The sequence below is a fragment of the Cryobacterium sp. TMT1-2-1 genome, from assembly GCF_004403955.1.
Taxonomy (GTDB): domain Bacteria; phylum Actinomycetota; class Actinomycetes; order Actinomycetales; family Microbacteriaceae; genus Cryobacterium; species Cryobacterium psychrotolerans.
In genome coordinates, this window is record NZ_SOHC01000020.1 from 89,395 (window position 1) to 107,586 (window position 18,192).

Annotated in this window: 16 protein-coding genes and 1 tRNA gene; 15 read left to right on the forward strand and 2 right to left on the reverse strand. The window is 68.9% G+C overall.

Annotated elements, in window-relative coordinates:
- Window positions 1-121: 121 nt before the first annotated feature.
- The 14 genes from hisG to E3T33_RS02905 all read left to right on the forward strand — a co-directional run bounded on the left by hisG (window position 122) and on the right by E3T33_RS02905 (window position 16,842).
- Entirely contained in the window at window positions 122-961 is an 840-nt protein-coding gene (gene hisG, locus E3T33_RS02840) for an ATP phosphoribosyltransferase (protein WP_092322025.1), read from the forward strand.
- 40 nt (window positions 962-1,001) lie between these two features.
- Window positions 1,002-1,763, forward strand: a complete 762-nt coding sequence (gene hisF, locus E3T33_RS02845) for an imidazole glycerol phosphate synthase subunit HisF (RefSeq protein ID WP_092322024.1) — start codon at window positions 1,002-1,004, stop codon at window positions 1,761-1,763.
- A gap of 11 nt (window positions 1,764-1,774) precedes the next feature.
- Entirely contained in the window at window positions 1,775-2,173 is a 399-nt protein-coding gene (gene hisI / locus E3T33_RS02850; RefSeq protein ID WP_134475110.1) for a phosphoribosyl-AMP cyclohydrolase, read from the forward strand.
- The gene (locus E3T33_RS02855) at window positions 2,170-3,696 is read left to right on the forward strand and encodes an anthranilate synthase component I (protein ID WP_092322023.1); all 1,527 of its coding nucleotides are present in this window, start codon (window positions 2,170-2,172) and stop codon (window positions 3,694-3,696) included. The genes hisI and E3T33_RS02855 overlap by 4 nt, the downstream gene beginning before the upstream one ends.
- Complete coding sequence (locus E3T33_RS02860; RefSeq protein ID WP_134574698.1) at window positions 3,696-4,328, forward strand: Trp biosynthesis-associated membrane protein; 633 nt, start codon at window positions 3,696-3,698, stop codon at window positions 4,326-4,328. Before E3T33_RS02855 ends, E3T33_RS02860 begins: the two co-directional genes overlap by 1 nt.
- Before the next feature lie 89 nt (window positions 4,329-4,417).
- On the forward strand, window positions 4,418-4,645 hold the full coding sequence (locus tag E3T33_RS02865; protein ID WP_092322020.1) for a DUF6704 family protein: 228 nt from the start codon (window positions 4,418-4,420) through the stop codon (window positions 4,643-4,645).
- A 4-nt stretch (window positions 4,646-4,649) separates the two neighbouring features.
- The gene (gene trpC / locus E3T33_RS02870; RefSeq protein ID WP_134475108.1) at window positions 4,650-5,420 is read left to right on the forward strand and encodes an indole-3-glycerol phosphate synthase TrpC; all 771 of its coding nucleotides are present in this window, start codon (window positions 4,650-4,652) and stop codon (window positions 5,418-5,420) included.
- Between the two features lie 3 nt (window positions 5,421-5,423).
- On the forward strand, window positions 5,424-6,635 hold the full coding sequence (gene trpB, locus E3T33_RS02875) for a tryptophan synthase subunit beta (protein ID WP_092322017.1): 1,212 nt from the start codon (window positions 5,424-5,426) through the stop codon (window positions 6,633-6,635).
- Entirely contained in the window at window positions 6,632-7,495 is an 864-nt protein-coding gene (trpA, locus tag E3T33_RS02880) for a tryptophan synthase subunit alpha (RefSeq protein WP_134574699.1), read from the forward strand. Before trpB ends, trpA begins: the two co-directional genes overlap by 4 nt.
- Before the next feature lie 73 nt (window positions 7,496-7,568).
- On the forward strand, window positions 7,569-8,543 hold the full coding sequence (lgt, locus tag E3T33_RS02885; RefSeq protein WP_134574700.1) for a prolipoprotein diacylglyceryl transferase: 975 nt from the start codon (window positions 7,569-7,571) through the stop codon (window positions 8,541-8,543).
- 111 nt (window positions 8,544-8,654) lie between these two features.
- Window positions 8,655-13,232 carry a glutamate synthase large subunit gene (gene gltB / locus E3T33_RS02890; protein WP_134574701.1) on the forward strand — a complete coding sequence of 1,526 codons (4,578 nt, stop codon included), beginning with the start codon at window positions 8,655-8,657 and terminating at the stop codon, window positions 13,230-13,232.
- Window positions 13,225-14,682, forward strand: a complete 1,458-nt coding sequence (locus E3T33_RS02895) for a glutamate synthase subunit beta (RefSeq protein WP_134574702.1) — start codon at window positions 13,225-13,227, stop codon at window positions 14,680-14,682. Before gltB ends, E3T33_RS02895 begins: the two co-directional genes overlap by 8 nt.
- A 78-nt stretch (window positions 14,683-14,760) precedes the next feature.
- On the forward strand, window positions 14,761-16,206 hold the full coding sequence (gene pyk / locus E3T33_RS02900) for a pyruvate kinase (RefSeq protein ID WP_092322009.1): 1,446 nt from the start codon (window positions 14,761-14,763) through the stop codon (window positions 16,204-16,206).
- Between the two features lie 144 nt (window positions 16,207-16,350).
- On the forward strand, window positions 16,351-16,842 hold the full coding sequence (locus E3T33_RS02905; RefSeq protein WP_092322008.1) for an NUDIX domain-containing protein: 492 nt from the start codon (window positions 16,351-16,353) through the stop codon (window positions 16,840-16,842).
- 104 nt (window positions 16,843-16,946) lie between these two features.
- On the opposite strand, the gene E3T33_RS02910 is transcribed toward E3T33_RS02905, so the two are convergent.
- Window positions 16,947-17,032: transfer RNA gene (locus tag E3T33_RS02910), tRNA-Leu, on the reverse strand.
- 38 nt (window positions 17,033-17,070) lie between these two features.
- Here E3T33_RS02910 and E3T33_RS02915 point away from each other — a divergent pair.
- On the forward strand, window positions 17,071-17,676 hold the full coding sequence (locus E3T33_RS02915; RefSeq protein WP_092322006.1) for a response regulator: 606 nt from the start codon (window positions 17,071-17,073) through the stop codon (window positions 17,674-17,676).
- 69 nt (window positions 17,677-17,745) lie between these two features.
- On the opposite strand, the gene E3T33_RS02920 is transcribed toward E3T33_RS02915, so the two are convergent.
- A complete protein-coding gene (locus E3T33_RS02920; protein WP_092322005.1) occupies window positions 17,746-18,171 on the reverse strand; it encodes a hotdog fold thioesterase in 426 nt (141 codons plus the stop codon).
- Window positions 18,172-18,192: the final 21 nt, after the last annotated feature.

Below are 18,192 nucleotides of genomic sequence, written 5' to 3' on the forward strand. Positions count from 1 at the left end.
TGACACCGACACCTGTGACACCGACACCTGTGACCGGATCCCGCCACCCACGATGACGTCGTCGACCACCACCCCCGCCGCAGAAGGCCGCGGCGCGGAAGCGCGCACAGAGAGTACTGACATGCTGAGAATTGCCGTGCCCAACAAGGGTTCGTTGTCCGAAACCGCCGCCCAGATGCTCCTCGAGGCCGGCTACACCGGCCGCCGGGACCCCCGCGACCTCGTGGTCGCCGACCCGCGCAACGGGGTCGAGTTCTTCTACCTCCGCCCGCGCGACATCGCCACCTATGTCGGCTCCGGTGCCCTGGACGTCGGAATCACCGGCCGCGACCTCCTGCTCGACTCGCACTCCCCGGCGCGGGAGATCGCCAGCCTCGACTTCGGCGACTCCACCTTCCGCTTCGCCGGACCCGCCGGCCGGTTCACCACGCTCTCCGACATGGCCGGGCTCCGCGTCGCCACGAGCTACCCCGGCCTGGTCGAGAAGTTCCTGGCCGGCCACGGCGTCAGCGTCGACCTGGTCACCCTCGACGGCGCCGTCGAATCCGCCGTGCAGCTCGGTGTCGCGGATGCCGTCGCCGACGTCGTCTCCACCGGCTCGACCCTGCGCAAGGCCGGCCTGGAAATCTTCGGCCCGGTCATCCTCGAGTCCACCGCCGTGCTGATCAGCTCAGAGAACGAGAATCCGGGCGTCGCGACCCTGCTCCGCCGGCTGCAGGGCGTGCTCGTTGCCCGCCAGTATGTGCTCGTGGACTATGACGTTCCCCTCGACAAGCTGGATGCGGCCTGCCGGCTGGCCAGCGGCATCGAGTCGCCCACGGTCTCGTCGCTGCGCGACCCGGACTGGGTCGCTGTGCGCGTGATGATCCCGCGGGTCGACACCAACCACGTGATGGACGCGCTGTACGAGCTCGGCGCCCGGGCCATCCTCGTCAGCACGATCCACAACGCACGCCTGTAACGCGGGTTCCGGTGGAGAATATGACTGTGGAGCGCAAAACATGACCCTGTCGGTGCGTGTGATCCCGTGCCTCGACGTGGCCAACGGACGCGTCGTCAAGGGCGTCAACTTCCAGAACCTCCGGGATGCCGGTGACCCGGTCGAGCTTGCCCGCCGGTACTACGAGCAGGGCGCCGACGAGCTCACCTTCCTCGACGTGACCGCGACCGTGGACAACCGCTCGACCACCTACGACGTCGTGCGCGCCACGGCGGAGCAGGTGTTCATCCCGCTGACTGTCGGGGGCGGCATACGCAGCGTCGAGGACGTGTCCCGTTTGCAGGCGAACGGGGCCGACAAGGTCGGGATCAACAGCGCCGCGATCGCCCGTCCGGCGCTGATCGCCGAGATCGCCGACCGGTTCGGTTCCCAGGTGCTCGTGCTTTCGCTGGACGTGAAACGGAGCGAGCGCACCGAATCCGGCTTCGTCGTCACCACCCACGGCGGCCGCACCGAAACCGACCTGGATGCCCTCGCCTGGGCCCGCACCGCCATCGGCCTGGGTGCCGGCGAGTTGCTGGTGAACTCGATGGACGCCGACGGCACCCGGCAGGGCTTCGACCTGGAACTGATCACGCTGATGCGTGAGCTGAGCACGGTGCCGCTCATCGCCTCCGGCGGGGCCGGCCGGCTCGAACACTTCCCGCCCGCCATCACCGCCGGCGCAGACGCCGTGCTCGCGGCATCCGTGTTCCACAGCGGTGAACTCACGATAGGCGACGTGAAGCGCGAGCTCGCGAACGCCGGAATGCTGGTGCGCTGATGAGCCCCCTGATGAGCATCGAGGACGGACTGGAGAAGGCCGCCTTCACTTCCGACGGCCTGCTGCCGGCCGTGATCCAGCAGTGGGACACGCTGGAGGTGCTCATGCTCGGGTGGATGGACCGGGAGGCGCTGCGGCGCACGCTCACCGAGGGCCGGGTCACGTTCTGGTCCCGCAGCCGCCAGGAGTACTGGCGCAAGGGTGACACGTCCGGGCACGCGCAGTATGTGCGCTCGGCCGCACTCGACTGCGATGCGGACACCCTCCTCGTCACGGTCGACCAGATCGGCGTGGCCTGCCACACCGGCACCCGCACCTGCTTCGACGGTCGCGGCCTCGAGGTGCTCGTCGGTGACCCGCAGTCGCCGGGAGCACCGTCGCCGGGAGCACCGTCGGGGGCCGCGGAGTGAGCCCCACCGGCACCACCACCCCCGCCGAATTCGCCGAGCTCACGGCCGATCACCGGGTGATCCCGGTCATGCGCGAGCTGTTCGCCGACGGCGAGACGCCCGTGGGCATCTTCCGCAAGCTGGCCGACGGAAAACCGGGCAGCTTCCTGCTCGAATCGGCCGAGCAGGGCGGCATCTGGTCGCGGTTCTCCTTCGTCGGAGTGTCCTCGTTCGGCGTCCTCACCCAGCAGGGCGACGAGTCGCACTGGCTCGACTACGGACTGTCGGAGGAGCGCGCCCTCGGCGACGCAGCCGGTCTCGGCCCGCTGGCCGCCCTCGCCCACCTGTACGAACGGTGGCAGACCCCGCGGCTGCTGGGCCACCCGCCGCTCACCGGCGGCCTGGTGGGCTTCATCGGCTGGGAGGCCATCCGCCAGATCGAACGGCTGCCGGACCAGCCCCCGGCCGACTATGACGTTCCCGGCCAGGCCTTCAGCTTCGTGGCCGACCTCGTCGTGATCGACCACAAGTTCGGCACGGTCCAGCTGATCGCCAACGTGCTCAACGACGGCCACGAGACCGAAGCCTCACTGTGGGCCGGCGCCCAGGCCCGCCTCGACGCGCTGCAGGCCCGGCTGGCCCGGCCGAACGAGGCCTGGCTCGCCGAGGTGGACCTGACCACCCTGCCGAACCCGACGAACCGCACCGAACGAGCCGATTTCCTCGCCTCCGTCGACACGGCGAAGCAGCACATCCGTGACGGAGACGTGTTCCAGGTCGTCATTTCGCAGCGGTTCGACCAGGACTGCACCGCGCATCCGATCGACGTGTACCGGGTGCTCCGCAGCCTCAACCCGAGCCCGTACATGTACCTGCTCAGCATGCTCTCGCCCGCCGGCGAGCCCTACTGGATCGTCGGCTCCTCCCCGGAGGCGCTGGTGAAGGTGCAGAACGACCGCGTCTTCACGCACCCCATCGCGGGCTCCAAGCCTCGCGGGGCGACGCCGGAGGAGGATGCCGACCTCGAGGCCGAACTCGCGGCCGACGAGAAGGAGGGTGCCGAGCACCTCATGCTCGTCGACCTCGCCCGGAACGACCTGCTCAAGGTCTGCGCCCCCGGATCGGTCGAGGTGACCGAGTTCATGCGGGTCGAGCGCTTCAGCCACATCATGCACCTCGTGTCGTCGGTGGAGGGCAACCTGCTGCCGACGAAGACGGCCCTGGATGTCTTCCGGGCGACGTTCCCGGCCGGCACGCTGTCCGGCGCTCCGAAGCCGCGCGCGCTGGAGATCATCGACTCGCTCGAGCCCGCCCAGCGCGGCGTCTACGGGGGAGTGGTCGGCTACTTCGGGTTCGCCGGCGACGCGGACCTGGCCATCGCCATCCGCACCGCCCTGATCATGGACGGGGTGGCCCGGGTGCAGGCCGGCGGAGGCCTCGTCGCCGACTCCGACCCGGCGTCGGAGTACCAGGAATCGCAGAACAAGGCCGCTGCGCCCCTCCGGGCGGTCGCCGTGGCCAACGCGATGAAACGGGTGTCCTGATGCCCGGCGGCCGGCGCCTGAAACTCGGGTTCATCCTCGGCGTGCTCGCCGCCAGCGGGCTCGCCCTCCTCTCCTGGACCCAGGTCTGGATTGTGGCGGGCGTCGCGACGAGCGGCTCGGCCCAGGAACACCTCGAGGTGACCGGGACGACGGCCTCACCGGCGCTGACCGCGCTGGCCCTGGCCGGCCTCGCCCTGGGCGCCGCCCTCACCATCGCCGGGCCGATCATCCGCGTGGTTCTCGGCCTGCTCGAGGTGCTCCTCGGGGCCTCCGTCTTCCTCGGCGCCTTCCTGGCGCTGCGCGACCCCGCGGGGGCGAGCGCCGCGGCGGTCACGGATGCCACGGGCATCTCCGGCAAGGAATCGATCGTCGTCGCACTGGTCGATCCGACCGTGTCCGCCTGGCCGTTCGTTGCCCTGGCCTCGGGGGTCTTCATGGCCCTGGTCGGTGTCGGCATCGTCGTCACGGCCCGCCGCTGGCCGGGCCCGACGACCCGCTACCAGAGCGTCCGGCTCGAGCCCGCGCGTCCGACCGGCGCCGACGACACGGCGGAGGCGCCGCCCCGCGACGCCGTCGACGACTGGGACGAATTGAGCCGCGGCGACGACCCGACCACCGGTCGGTCCCGCTGACCGCCCGGCAAGCGATGGGCCGCTAGACTTGTTTCGCCCGTCAGGGCACCAAAATCATTACCCCAATATCAACGCATAAGAGGAGAACCATGAGCTTCGAGTCGGACCCCGGTCACGGCCATTCGACGGCGGCGTGGACCGCCGTCACGATTATGCTTCTCGCTTTCACCATCGGAACCGTCGCGTTCTTCTTCGACCTGGCGTGGCTCGTCTGGGCCTCCGCCGGCCTCCTGCTCGTCGGCGCCATCGTCGGGTGGGTCATGGCGAAGGTCGGCTACGGCGTCGGCGGTTCCCGGTTCGCGCCAGAGAGTCATTGACCGAGTGCTGAGCGAGCTCCTTGCCGGTGCCGTGGCCGACGCCGAAGCGCGCCGGGCCGTCCGGCCGTACGCCGAGGTCGAGGCGGCGGCCCTCGTCCGCGCCCCGGCGCTAGACGCCCTGTCCGCCCTCGCGCCGGCCGAACGCGTCAAGATCATCGCCGAGGTGAAGCGCGCCAGCCCCTCCAGGGGCCGGCTCGCCGAGATCCCCGACCCGGCCGCCCTCGCCGTGTCCTACGAGTTCGGCGGGGCCAGCGCCATCAGCGTGCTCACCGAAGGCCGACGGTTCAAGGGGTCGCTGAACGACCTGGAGCAGGTGCGGGCCGCCGTGAGCATCCCCGTGCTGCGCAAGGACTTCATCGGTGACCCGTACCAGGTCTTCGAGGCCAGGGCCGCCGGAGCCGACCTCGTGCTCCTCATCGTCGCCGCGCTGGACCAGGGAACCCTCCAGTCCCTGCACGACCTCGTGCGCGAACTGGGCATGACCGCGCTGGTCGAAACGCACAGCGCCGACGAGGTGCACCGGGCTCTCGACATCGGCGCCAGCCTCGTCGGGGTGAACGCCCGAGACCTGTCGACGTTCGAGCTCGACCAGAACCTGTTCGGAACGCTCGCCGACCGCATCCCGTCCGGCGTCGTGCGCGTCGCTGAGTCCGCGGTCAAGACAGCGGCCGACGTCGCCCATTACCGCGCGGCCGGCGCCGACGTCGTGCTCGTCGGCGAGGCCCTCGTCACGAACGATCCCATCCGTACCCTCACCGAGTTCCTGGCGGTTTAATACATGTCTCTACGCACAGAATCCGGCCCCTACTTCGGCGACTTCGGCGGCCGTTGGGTGCCCGAATCGCTCATGGCCGCCCTCGACGAACTCAGCGCCGAATACGCCCTCGCCCGCGAGGATCCCGCCTTCGCCGCGGAGCTGATGGAACTGCACCGCACCTACACGGGCCGGCCCTCGATCATCACGGAGGTGCCGCGTTTCGCCGCCCACGCCGGCGGCGCCCGCGTCATCCTCAAGCGGGAAGACCTCAACCACACCGGCTCGCACAAGATCAACAACGTGCTCGGCCAGGCGCTGCTCACCAAGCGGATCGGCAAGACCCGGGTGATCGCCGAAACCGGCGCCGGCCAGCACGGCGTGGCCACGGCGACCGCCGCCGCCCTGTTTGGCCTGGACTGCGTCGTGTACATGGGCGAGGTCGACACCCAGCGCCAGGCCCTGAACGTGGCCCGGATGCGTCTCCTCGGCGCCGAGGTCGTCGCCGTGAAGTCCGGCTCCCGCACCCTCAAGGACGCCATCAACGACGCCATGCGCGACTGGGTGACCAACGTCGGCAACACCAACTACATCTTCGGCACCGTCGCGGGGCCGCACCCGTTCCCGGCCATGGTGCGGGATTTCCAGAAGATCATCGGCGAGGAGGCGCGCCAGCAGGTCCTCGACCTCACCGGCCGCCTGCCCGACGCCGTCACCGCGTGCGTCGGCGGCGGGTCGAACGCGATGGGCATCTTCCACGCCTTCCTCGACGACACCGAGGTGGCCCTCTACGGCTATGAGGCGGCCGGGGAGGGCGTCGACACGCCCCGTCACGCCGCCACCATCACCAAGGGCAGCCCGGGTGTGCTGCACGGGGCACGCAGCCTCATGCTGCAGGACGCGGACGGCCAGACCATCGAGTCGCACTCCATCTCCGCCGGCCTCGACTACCCGGGGGTCGGGCCGGAGCACGCCTGGCTGGCGTCCATCGGCCGTGCCTCGTACCTGCCCGTCACCGACGCCCAGGCCATGGACGCGCTCCGCCTGCTCAGCCGCACGGAGGGAATCATCCCCGCGATCGAATCGGCCCACGCCCTCGCCGGCACGCTCGAGCTCGGCCGTGAACTCGGCCCGGACGCGACCATTCTCGTCAACCTCAGCGGCCGCGGCGACAAGGACATGGAGACCGCCGGCCGCTACTTCGACCTGCTCGACGCAGAGGCGGCACAGTCATGAGCGGCACCGGCACCGGCACAGGCTCTGGCACAGGCGCCATCACCAGCGCGGTCGAGAAGACCATTGCCCTCCGCCGCGAGGCCGGCAGCGGCGCCCTGATCGGGTACCTGCCGGTCGGATTCCCGACCCTGCGCGAGAGCATCGACGCCGCCGTCGCGATCGTCAATAACGGCGTCGACATCCTCGAACTCGGACTGCCCTACTCCGACCCGGTCATGGACGGCCCGGTCATCCAGGCCGCAACCCAGCAGGCGCTGGCGGGCGGATTCCGGTTGCGCCACGGCTTCGAGGCCGTCAAGGCCATCACCGCGCAGGTCGACGCGCCCGTGCTCGTGATGACCTACTGGAACCCCGTGCTGCAGTACGGCGTCGACCGGTTCGCGGACGACCTGCTCGCCGCCGGCGGCGCCGGCCTGATCACCCCGGACCTCATCCCCGACGAAGCAGCCGAGTGGATGGCCGCCAGCGAACGAACCGGCCTCGACCGGGTCTTCCTGGCCGCACCGTCGTCCTCCGACGCCCGGCTCGCCCAGGCCGTCGCCGCGAGCCGCGGGTTCGTCTACGCCGTCTCCACCATGGGGATCACCGGCGCCAGGGCCGATGTCGACGCTGCCGCACGCATCCTCGTCGACCGGCTGCACGCGGCCGGTTCGACCAGCATCTGCGTCGGAGTCGGCATCTCCACGCCGGAACAGGTGCGCGAGATCCTCGGCTACGCCGACGGCGCAATCGTGGGTTCCGCCCTGGTGAAGGCGCTGTCCGATGGGGGAGTCGACGCCGTCGCCGCACTCGCGAAGCGACTCGCCGCCGGAACACAGGACATCCGCAACACAGGACATCCGGCCCGCCAACTAGGCTGAATTGATCGAGGCGGACGCGAATCCGCCGCCGAGTGACGCATGCACCACGATGAAAGGCTGTACACCAGTGTTTATGCCCCTGAGCATCCCGAGCCCCGAGTGGAGCTTCTTCGACCTCGGCCCGTTCCGCATTCACGCTTACGCGCTGTGCATCCTCGCCGGCATCATCGCCGCAACCATACTGACCTCGCGGCGCCTGACCAGGCGCGGCGGCGAGCCGGGCGTCGTGCTCGACATCATCCTCTGGGCCGTCCCGCTGGGCATTATCGGGGCCAGGATTTACCACGTCCTCACCCACCCCGGCGACTACTTCTACGAGGGCGCCAACCTGTGGGACGTGTTCGCGATCTGGAAGGGCGGCAACGCGATCTTCGGGTCGTTGATCGGCGGCGCCGTCGGTGCGTACATCGGTTGCCGGCTGTCCGGAATCCGCTTCTGGTCGTTCCTCGACGCCGTGGCGCCCGGCATGCTGCTCGCGCAGGCGATGGGGCGCCTCGGCAACTGGTTCAACCACGAGTTGTTCGGGCTGCCGACCACGTTGCCGTGGGGGCTGGAGATCGAGTCGACCAACGCCGCCTACCCGCTCGGCCTGCCGCCCGGGACGCTGTTCCACCCCACCTTCCTCTACGAGATCATCTGGAACCTGGTCGGCGTGGCCGTCATCATCGTGCTCGAGCGCCGGATCAACCTGCGCTGGGGCAAGGCCTTCGGCGTGTACCTCATCTGGTACGGCGCCGGCCGCAGCGTGTTCGAGAGCATCCGCGTCGACCCCAGCGAGATCATCCTCGGCCTCCGCACGAACGTGTGGGCCTCGATCGCCGCCGTCGTGCTCGGCATTGTCATCATCCTCGTGCAGCGGCACCGTCACACCGGCGTTCCGATCTCGGTCTATGTTCCGGGGCGCGAATGGAAGCGTCCGGACGCTGAGGTAGAATCTGAGGACAACGATTTTGAATCAGAGGATCACGGCGACGAAGCCGGCGAACCCATCGAATCGGGTGACGTCGCCGCCACAAGCACCCGCGACTCGCCTCCCCAGGACCGGTAACCACCCACGCGGTCCACGGCCGGTCCCGGTATGACGGGCCGGCGTGCAAGTCTCACCCTCCCACGGGCCAAAGTCGTCCCTACTTGCCAGTTACTTCGTGAGGACGGTCCCATGGCCCAGACATCACCCTTTTCCCGCTTCGGCAGCCCGCCCGAGCCGCAGGGCCTGTACAACCCCGCCGAGGAGCGTGACGCCTGCGGCCTCGCCATGGTCGCAACGTTGCGCGGCACGGCCGGGCACGACATCATCACCCTCGCGCTGGACGCGCTCCGCAATCTCGAGCACCGCGGAGCGGTGGGCTCGGATGCCGGCACCGGTGACGGAGCCGGCATCATCACCCAGATCCCGGATGCCTTCCTGCGCGAGGTCGCCGATTTCGCCCTGCCCCCGGCCGGCCGCTACGCGGTGGGCAACGTCTTCCTGCCCACCGACCCGACGCTCCGCAGCAGCATCAAGCGCCAGATCGCCCGCATCGCCCAGGAGGAGAACCTCACCATCCTCGGCTGGCGTGAGGTCCCCGTGCGCCCGAACGAGGTGGGCTCCCTGGCCCGCGCCGCGATGCCCGCAATCCAGCAGCTGTACGTGCAGAGCGCCCGCACGACCGAGTCCGGCGAAACGCTCGGCGGCATCGACCTGGACCGCCAGGCCGTGCGACTGCGGAAGCGCGCCGAACGCGAACTCGAGATCTACTTCGCCTCCCTGTCCTGCCGCACGCTCGTCTACAAGGGGATGGTCACGACGCTGCAGCTCGAGCCCTTCTACCCGGACCTCTCCGACCCGCGCTTCGTCTCGAAGCTCGCGCTCGTGCACTCCCGCTACTCCACCAACACTTTCCCGTCGTGGCCGCTGGCCCAGCCGTTCCGGATGATCGCCCACAACGGCGAGATCAACACCGTGCAGGGCAACCGCAACTGGATGAGTGCGCGCCAGTCGCAGCTCCAATCCGAGCTGCTGGGTGACCTCGCACCGCTGCTGCCGATCGTCACGCCGGGCGGCAGCGACTCCGCCTCCTTCGACGAGGTCGTCGAGCTGCTCAGCCTGTCCGGCCGCTCGCTGCCGCACGCCGTGATGATGATGGTGCCCGAGGCGTGGGAGAACCAGACCGACCTGGATGAGGAACGCCGCGCGTTCTACGAGTACCACTCGATGTCGATGGAGCCGTGGGACGGCCCCGCCGCGATCGTGTTCACCGACGGCTCCCTCGTCGGCGCCACCCTCGACCGCAACGGGCTGCGCCCCGGCCGGTACCTGATCACGGATGACGGCCTCGTGGTGCTCGCCAGCGAAATCGGCGTGCTCGACATCGATCCGGCCCGGATCGTGCGCAAGGGGCGCCTGCGCCCGGGCAAGATGTTCCTCGTCGACACCGAGGCCGGCCGGCTGATCGAGGACGACGAGATCAAGTCGGAACTCGCTGCCAGCGAACCCTGGGGCCAGTGGCTGGACGCCGGCCGGATCAACCTCAAGGACCTGCCCGACCGGGAGCACATCGTGCACCCGCCGGCATCCGTCGTACGGCGGCAGCGCACGTTCGGCTACACCGAGGAAGAGGTGCGGATCCTGCTCGCACCGATGGCCCGCACCGGCGCCGAACCACTCGGCGCGATGGGCTCCGACACCCCCATCGCGGTGCTGAGCGAACGCCCGCGCCTGCTCTTCGACTACTTCACCCAGCAGTTCGCGCAGGTGACCAACCCCCCGCTCGACTCCATCCGCGAGGCCGTCGTCACCTCCCTGAAGCTGGGACTGGGTCCGGAGCGCAACCTCCTGTCCGCCGGACCGGAGCACGCCCGGCAGGTTGTACTCGATTTCCCGGTGATCGACAACGACGAGCTGGCCAAGATCCAGCACATCGCCACCTCGCCCGGGAGCCGGACCACGACGACCATCCGCGGGCTGTACCGCTTCGACGACGGCCCCGACGCGCTGTCCGCGCGAATTGCCGAGATGTGCGACGAGGTCGACGAGGCCATCGAGGACGGCGCCCACTTCATCGTTCTCTCCGACCGCGATTCGACCAAGGATCTCGCCCCGATTCCCTCGCTGCTGATGATCGCCGGTGTGCACCACCACCTGATCCGCGCGCAGAACCGGATGAAGGTCGGCATCGTCGTTGAAGCGGGCGACGTGCGCGAGGTGCACCACGTCGCGCTGTTGATCGGCTACGGCGCCTCGGCGGTCAATCCCTACCTGGCCATGGAAACCTGCGAAGACCTCGTTCGCAGCGGATTCATCACCACCGTCACGCCCGAGAAGGCCGTGCGCAACGTGATCACCGCGCTGGGCAAGGGCGTGCTCAAAATCATGTCCAAGATGGGCATCTCCACCGTCTCCTCCTACGCCGGCGCGCAGGCCTTCGAAGCGGTCGGGCTGAGCCAGGCGTTCGTCGACCAGTACTTCACCGGCACGACGAGCAAGCTCGGCGGCGTCGGCATCGACGTGATCGCGGCCGAGAACGACCGCCGGCACGGCATGGCGTACCCGGCGGACGCCGCCGTGACGGCGCACGAGCGCTTGTCGACCGGCGGCGAATACCAGTGGCGCAGGGACGGGTCGCCGCACCTCTTCAACCCGGAGACAATCTTCCGCCTGCAGCACTCCACCCGCACGCGCCGCTACGACGTCTTCCGCGAGTACACGAAACTCGTCGACGACCAGGCGGAGAACCTGATGACGCTGCGCGGGATGTTCGCGCTGAACACCGGGCAGCGCCAGGCCGTGCCGCTCGACGAGGTCGAGTCGGTCGAGTCGATCGTGAAACGGTTCTCCACCGGCGCCATGAGCTACGGCTCCATTTCCCAGGAAGCCCACGAGACCCTCGCGATCGCGATGAACCGGCTGGGCGGCAAGTCCAACACCGGTGAGGGCGGCGAAGACCTCGACCGCCTGCTCGACCCCGAGCGCCGCAGCGCCGTGAAGCAGGTGGCCTCCGGCCGGTTCGGCGTCACGAGCATGTACCTGACCCACGCCGACGACATCCAGATCAAGCTCGCGCAGGGAGCCAAGCCCGGCGAGGGCGGCCAGCTGCCGCCGACCAAGGTGTACCCGTGGATCGCCCGCACCCGGCACGCCACGGCCGGGGTCGGCCTGATCTCGCCTCCGCCGCACCACGACATCTACTCCATCGAAGACCTCAAACAGCTCATCTTCGACCTCAAACGAGCCAACCCGAAGGCCCGGATCCACACCAAGCTGGTCAGCCAGTCCGGTATCGGCGCGGTCGCGGCCGGGGTCGCCAAGGCGCTCTCCGACGTCATCCTCGTGTCGGGCCACGACGGGGGGACAGGGGCCAGCCCGCTCAACTCGCTCAAACACGCCGGGACGCCCTGGGAACTGGGCCTGGCCGAAACCCAGCAGACGCTCATGCTCAACGGCATGCGCGACCGGGTCGTGCTGCAGGTTGACGGCCAGCTGAAGACCGGCCGGGATGTCATCATCGGCGCGCTGCTCGGCGCCGAGGAGTTCGGGTTCGCCACCGCGCCCCTCGTGGTCGAGGGGTGCATCATGATGCGGGTCTGCCACCTCGACACCTGCCCGGTGGGCGTCGCAACCCAGAACCCCGAACTGCGGGCGCGTTTCACCGGCAAGGCCGACCACGTCGTGAACTTCTTCGAGTTCATCGCGCAGGAGGTGCGGGAGTACCTGGCCGAGCTCGGCTTCCGCAGCCTCGAGGAGGCCGTCGGCCGCCGCGAGCTGCTCGACATGAACGGCGCGGTGCGGCACTGGAAGGCGTCGGGGCTCGACCTGGCGCCGATCCTGGTCGGTCCGGACTTCCCCGACTCCGAGCCGCGCCAGTACGGCCGGCCGCAGGAACACGAGCTGGACCTGCACTTCGACAACGAGCTGATCCGCCGCAGCGCGAGCGTGCTCGAGCACGGCGGGAACGTGCAGATCGCACTCCCCATCCGCAACACCGAACGCGCCGTGGGAACCATGCTCGGCCACGAGGTCACCCTCCGCCATGGCGAGAACGGGCTCCCGGCCGGATCCATCGAAGTCACCCTGACCGGATCGGCCGGCCAGTCCTTCGGCGCCTTCCTGCCCAGCGGCATCACACTCCGGCTCGAGGGCGACTCGAACGACTACGTCGGCAAGGGGCTCTCCGGAGGCCAGATCGTCGTGCGCCCCGACCGAGCCAGCTCGTTCCCGGCCGAGGAGAATGTGATCGCCGGAAACGTCATCGGTTACGGCGCCACCCAGGGCAGCATGTTCATCCGCGGGATCGTGGGGGAGCGGTTCCTGGTGCGCAACTCCGGGGCCATCGCGGTCGTCGAGGGTGTGGGCGACCACGCACTCGAGTACATGACCGGCGGCCTGGCCGTCATCCTCGGCGGCACCGGGCGCAACCTCGGGGCGGGAATGTCCGGTGGGACCGCGTATGTGCACGGTCTGCGCACCGAACTGGTCAACCGCGAGGCCCTTGAGTCGGGCGAACTCGTGCTGACCCCGCTCGGCGGCGCCGACCGGGAAATCGTCCGGGACCTGCTCGAGCAGCACCGCGACCAGACCGACTCCGAGCTAGCAAGCCGGCTCCTGGCCGATCTCGAAACCACCCTGTCGACCTTCGTCAAGGTGTTGCCGCGCGACTACGCGGCCGTACTGGAAACCAGGCAAGGCGCCGTCGACGAGGGTCTCGACCCTGACGGCGTCGTGGTCTGGAACCGCATTTTGGAGGCAACCAATGGCTGACCCGAAGGGTTTCCTCAAGACCACGGAGCGGGAGCTCCCCCCGCGGCGCCCCGTGTCGGTGCGGCTGATGGACTGGAAAGAGGTCTACGAGCAGGGGGACGCGGCCGTGCTGAAGCGCCAGGCCGGGCGCTGCATGGACTGTGGAGTGCCGTTCTGCCACCAGGGCTGCCCGCTCGGCAACCTGATCCCCGAGTGGAACGACCTCGTCTGGCGAGACGAGGGGCGCCAGGCGATCGAACGCCTGCACTCGACCAATAACTTCCCCGAGTTCACCGGACGACTCTGCCCGGCACCGTGCGAATCCTCCTGCGTGCTCAGCATCAACCAGCCGGCCGTGACGATCAAGCAGGTCGAGGTGTCGATCATCGACCAGGCATTCGCCAGCGGCTGGGTTCAGCCGCAGCCGCCGGGCCGCCTCACCGGCAAGACCGTCGCCGTCGTCGGCTCCGGACCGGCCGGCCTGGCCGCCGCGCAGCAGCTCACCCGCGCCGGGCACACCGTCGCCGTGTTTGAACGCGACGACCGCATCGGCGGACTGCTGCGCTACGGCATCCCGGACTTCAAGATGGAGAAAAAGCACCTCGAGCTGCGCCTGGCCCAGATGACGGCGGAGGGCACGCGGTTCCGCGCGGGCGTGAACATCGGGGTCGACATCACCTGGGATGCCCTGCGCACCCGCTATGACGCCGTGGTGATCGCCACCGGCGCCCTCGTCCCGCGCGATCTGCCGATCCCGGGCCGCGACCTGCCCGGCGTGCACTTCGCGATGGAATACCTCGTGCAGCAGAACCGGGCGGGCGCCGGCGACACCGTCGAGGCGCAGATCGACGCCGCGGGCAAGCATGTGGTCGTGCTCGGAGGCGGAGACACCGGTGCGGATTGCATCGGCACGGCGCACCGCCAGCTCGCCGCATCCGTCACGAACCTGGCCATCGGCCGGCAGCCGGGCGAGGACCGCCCCGACCACCAGCCCTGGCCGATGTCGCCGACCCTGTTCGAGGTGTCGAGCGCGCATGAAGAGGGCGGCACGAGGCAGTTCCTCGCCTCGACGGTCGAATTCCTGGCCAACGAGGTGGGCGAGGTCCGGGCCATCCGGGTCGCCGAGACCGAGTACATGGACGGCCGACGCGTGCCCCGGGCGGGGTCGGAGCGGGAAATCCCCGCCGACCTCGTGCTCCTCGCGCTCGGCTTCACCGGTCCCGAATCGCAGGAGCTCAGCCACCAGCTCGGCCTGCCGTTCGACGAGCGCGGCGCCGTGGGGCGCGACGGCGACTACCAGACCAGCCACGAGGGCATCTTCGTCGCCGGCGACGCCGGACGAGGCCAGTCCCTCATCGTCTGGGCGATCGCCGAGGGGCGGGCGGCCGCCGCGGCCGTCGATCGCTTCCTCGAAGGCGACACCCAGCTGCCGTCGCCGGTCACACCGACCGACCGCCCGTTCTCCCTCTAACTAGACTTCCCCCCGGGGGATCTAACTTACGCAAGTCCCAATGCGCCCTGACAGCGCGGAAATCGGAGCTCCACCAGTATGAGACGCGCTAAAATCGTCGCCACCCTCGGGCCGGCAGCATCCACGTATGAGCAGATCCGGGCGATCATCGATGCGGGCGTCGACGTCTGCCGGATGAACCTGAGTCACGGAACGTACGACATCCACGAGGGCATCTACGCCAATGTGCGCAAGGCCGCCAACGACTCCGGCCGCGCCGTAGCCGTGATGGTCGACCTCCAGGGACCGAAGATCCGCCTCGGCAAGTTCGAAGACGGCCCCTACGAGCTCGCGGTCGGGGACACCTTCAAGATCACGACCCAGGACGTCGTGGGCACGAAGGAACTCTCCGGAACGACCTACAAGGGCCTGCCCCTCGACGTGCAGCCGGGTGACTTCCTGCTCATCGACGACGGCAAGGTCAAGGTTCAGGTTGAGGCGACGGATGGCATCGTCGTCACCACCCGCGTGATCGTCGCCGGTCCCGTCTCGAACAACAAGGGCATCAACCTGCCCGGCGTCGCCGTCAACGTCCCCGCGCTGTCCGAGAAGGACGAGGCCGACCTGCGCTGGGGCCTGCGCCTCGGCGCCGACCTGATCGCCCTGTCGTTCGTGCGCGACGCCGCCGACGTCACCCGGGTGCACAACATCATGGCCGAGGAGGGCCGTCGCGTTCCCGTGATCGCGAAGATCGAGAAGCCCCAGGCCGTCGAAAACCTCGAGGAGATCATCGATGCCTTCGACGCCATCATGGTCGCCCGCGGCGACCTCGGCGTCGAGCTCCCGCTCGAGGCCGTGCCGATCGTGCAGAAGCGCGCCGTCGAGATCGCCCGCCGTATGGCGAAGCCGGTCATCGTCGCCACCCAGATGCTCGAGTCGATGATCCACTCCCCGGTTCCGACCCGCGCGGAAACCTCCGACGTCGCCAACGCCGTGCTCGACGGCGCGGACGCCGTGATGCTCAGCGGCGAGACCAGCGTCGGCGAGTACCCGGTCGTGACCGTGCAGACCATGGCCCGGATCATCATGTCCACCGAGGAACACGGCCTGGAGCGCATCCAGCCGCTGACGAACAAGCCGCGCACCCAGGGCGGCGCGATCACCCTCGCCGCCATCGAAGTGGCCGAATTCGTCGAGGCGAAATACCTCTGCATCTTCACCGAATCCGGCGACTCGGCGAGGCGGATGTCCCGCCTGCGGTCCAAGATCCCGATGCTGGCCTTCACGCCGGAGCCCGGCATCCGTCGCCGCCTGGCGCTGACCTGGGGCATCCAGACCTACCTGGTCGACCGGGTGACCCACACGGACGCCATGTTCGGGCAGGTCGACGACATGCTGCTCGGCGAGGGCCTGGCCGAAATCGGCGACACCGTCGTGGTCATCTCCGGTTCCCCTCCCGGAATCGTCGGTTCCACCAACGACATCCGCGTGCACCGCGTCGGCGACGCCCACAACGAGGTCGCTCCGGCGTACGCCCGCACCTGACGTTCGCCCCGACCTGACGTTCGCCCCATGAGTGGGCGCTGCATGGGACCCTCCGCGGGGCTGAGTCGCGGACAAAGCACCTTCCTTTCGCGCGCGAAGGTACTTTGTCCGCAACTCGGCGGCCGCCGACGTAGGGTGGGGCGCATGCCTGCCTCGGATTACGTCTCACACCTGCGTCGCCACATCGGGCACGACCTCGTGCTCCTCCCCGGCGTCACCGCCGCGGTGTTCGACGACGACGACCGTCTCCTGCTCGCCCGCCACGTCGCCGGCGACAGATGGGGATTCATCGGCGGCGGCATCGAACCATTCGAGGAACCGCTGGATGCCGTGCGCCGGGAACTGATGGAGGAAACGGGCGCCGACGGAAACGTGCTCGGGGTCGTCGGGAGCTACGGTGGCCAACGGCTGGCCACCACGTACCCGAACGGCGACCAGGTGTCCTATGTCACGACCGTGTACGCGTGCCGGCTGAACTCCGGCGTGCAGTGGCTCGAGCAGGAGGAAGTGTCGCAGCTGGGCTGGTTCACCAGGGCGGAGATCTCCGCCCTGGACCGTTTCGACTGGATCGACGACGTGGTCGACGACGCGTTCGCCTGGTGGGCCGCTCGCGACGCTCAGCCCGCGCGCGCCTGAGTTGCGGAGAAAGCACCTTCAATTCGCACGGGAAGGTACTTTGTCCGCGACTCAGCGCGCGTTCCGCGCTGGGTGCGCGTGGGCGGCGACAATCAGGGTGTGAGTGGTACCGGTGGTGGGACTCGAACCCACACGTCCTTTCGAACAAAGCATTTTGAGTGCTCCGCGTCTGCCATTCCGCCACACCGGCTCACATCGCCTGCCCCAGAATACCGTAGGCTTTTGCCTGTGACCGACCAAGAGACTCCCCCCACTCCTCCCCGCCGCGTTGTCGTTGCGGAGGATGAATCCCTCATCCGTCTTGACATCGTCGAGATTCTCCGTGACAACGGCTTCGAGGTCGTCGGCGAGGCCGGCGACGGCGAGACGGCAGTGGCCCTGGCCATGGAACTCCGGCCGGACCTGGTCATCATGGACGTGAAGATGCCCCACCTCGACGGAATTTCCGCCGCCGAACGCATCACCAAGGCGCACATCGCCCCGGTCGTGCTGCTGACCGCGTTCAGCCAGAAGGAGCTCGTCGAGCGTGCGACCGAGGCCGGTGCGCTCGCCTACGTCGTGAAGCCGTTCACCCCCAACGACCTGCTGCCCGCGATCGAGATCGCCCTCTCGCGCTACAGCCAGATCATCACGCTCGAGGCCGAGGTTGCCGACCTGGTCGAGCGCTTCGAGACCCGCAAGCTCGTCGACCGGGCCAAGGGCCTGCTCAACGAGAAGATGGGCCTCACCGAGCCCGAGGCGTTCCGCTGGATCCAGAAGGCCTCCATGGACCGGCGCCTCACCATGCACGACGTCGCCCAGGCGATCATCGAGCAGCTCTCCGCCAAGAAATAGACGTCAGGCAACAACCGTCACGGTGACCGCCCCAGCCCAGCCGGCACCGGCTGGGGCACCAGCGCCCGGTCAGGACGCGCCCGGCAGGTCCTTGATCAGGTTCGTGATCCGGATGGTCGAGCACCGGCGTCCGCGGTCGTCGGTGACGACGATCTCGTGCGTGGTCAGCGTCCGGCCCAGGTGGATCGCGGTGCAGACCCCGGTCACATGGCCGGAGGTGGCCGACCCGGTGTGCGTGGCATTGATTTCGATACCGACGGCCAGCTTCCCCTGACCGGCGTGCAGGTTCGCGGCCATGGATCCGAGCGACTCGCCCAGAACGACGTATGCCCCGCCGTGCATGAGCATCGCCGGCTGGGTGTTGCCCTCGACCGGCATCCGGGCAACGGCCCGCCGGGCGGTGAACTCCAGGAACTCAATGCCCATCTTCTCGGCGAGGGCTCCCGCGCCGCGCTCCTGCACCCACGCGAGCGAATCCTGGGTCTGATTGGTCATGTTCACCTTTGATCGCTGGCC